The organism is Arthrobacter sp. 05T47 (assembly GCF_056395825.1).
The window spans coordinates 1-1,848 of the sequence record NZ_JBFTKG010000113.1; the positions used below are offsets into that span (position 1 = coordinate 1).

General features: G+C 63.9%; 1 protein-coding gene. It reads right to left on the minus strand.

From position 1 onward, the window contains the following. A partial coding sequence (locus AC1DEY_RS23090) for an MFS transporter (protein WP_476870033.1) occupies positions 1-777 on the minus strand: 777 nt, incomplete at its 3' end. Between the last annotated feature and the right edge of the window lie 1,071 nt (positions 778-1,848).

The window sequence follows — 1,848 nt, forward strand, 5'->3', positions numbered from 1 at the left end:
GCGCATGAATGCGTAGAGGACCAGCAGGCCGCCGATCAGCAGCCAGACAACAGGAGAGAGCCCCAGGAGTGTCGGCCCGCCGGGCTTGGGCTGGATCCAGCCCCACTCGGCCGAACGCAGTACGCCATAGACCACCATGCTTAGTCCGGCCACCGAGAGTGCGGAGCTCACCAGATCGAGCCGGGCCTGGGCCGGTGGAACGTCGTGGACCTTGCGCAGGACCAGCAGGATGGCCAGGACGATCACGAACTCGAAGAGGAAGACATACCGCCAGGAGGCAAAGGTGGTCACGGCGCCGCCGATAAGCGGTCCGGCAGCGACCGCGATCGCGCCCGCGGCGGCGATGAGCCCGTAGGCTGCGGCGCGCCGCTCGGTCGGGAAGTTGGCCGCGACCATCGCAACGATGGCGGGCATGATCAGTGCCGCGCCGGCCCCCTCCAGGAAGGACCAGCCCAGGAGCAGCACGCCAAGGTTGGGGGCCAGCGCCGTTGTCAGCGAACCGGCAGCATAGATGATCAGGCCCAAGGCGAAGGCCCGGCGGCGTCCCATGATGGTTCCCACCTTGCCGCCGGTGATCATCAGCGACGCCATGACGAGCGTGTACAGGGTGATCGCAGTCTGGATGCCGGTGATCGGTGTCCCCAGATCCGCGGCCACCGTGGCCATCGAAACGTTCATCACCGAACTGTCGAGCGTCATCAGGAACTGACTCGATGCCAGCACCGCCATGACCAGGGAGGAACCGGTCCGTGCCGTTGCCGGGGCGTCGGTGTTCATGTTTTCGGTCCGGGCCGTGCGTCAACCGTCGCTGCACGCATGGCTGTCATGCTCCGCGCACCCGAACCACCTGTCAAGCTACCTGTCGAGGGGGGCGCTATGGTGCCCCCTAGTCGCACTCTCCGCCACGGGTCGAAACCTCACTGGAACCTGTCCAGGAATTGGGCGTCCGCCGCCGGTGTGTGAGGTGCGGCTGGTGTCTGCGTTGCTTTGAGATGGCCAATTCGGGGTGTGTACATTGTCCACACTTTGGCTGTCGGACTGGGTCGTACTGGTGTCGGATTGGGCCGGATTCCGTATGTTTCCGAGAATTCCCAGTGTTTGCGGGGGCTGGAATGCAGTTCGAGTCCCACCTCGGGCACGACAGATTCCCTCGTCAGAGGCCATTTTGCTTTGACGTGTTGACAAAGCTTGTGGTGGCGTCGCTCTGACGGCTGGTTTTCGGGCTGTGGCCTGGCTGCCGCGGGGCCTGTTCAGGTGTGTGGGTGGCGGGCTCAAGTCCCTGGCTGGGGGGCATTCCGCCTGCTGAGAAGTGGGTTCTGGCGTTTCCTCGTTCCGGTTCTCGTTGGGTGGGCCCGGGGTGGCCTACACCTATTCATGGGCCGGGGGAGTAGGAACTACATGACCGTGCCGATTTCGCTGGAGGGCGTTCCAGGAAGCCGGTCTTATGACCGTCTGCGAGAGTCGCGCACCCGCATTTGTCCTCTCAAAGGGGGTGTGGACATTGTCCACACTTACGTCTGCTTTATTGGAGCGGAGTAGCGGCCGCGTCGAGTGCCAGGCTTGAATAGCGGGATTCCTGGCGCCGGTCCCAGAAAAGGAAGAAATCCAGCTCAATCGGACACTCTCTACACGAAGGTGAGGCACGGTTGGCGTGTCGGCCTGCACACGTCCCTTGTCGGTCCGATTTTTAGACTTGGGCGCTTCCTGCGGAGAAGATTTCGCCGCTTGATCCCGTTCCTGGTGTTGGTCGAGGCGGCGGTCTCGTGTGGCTGCCCGTGGATGGCGGGTTTGGCCTGCGGCCGGCGAGGAGTGCATGGCGGGCTGCTGTTGTCGGGTCCAGTCTGGGGG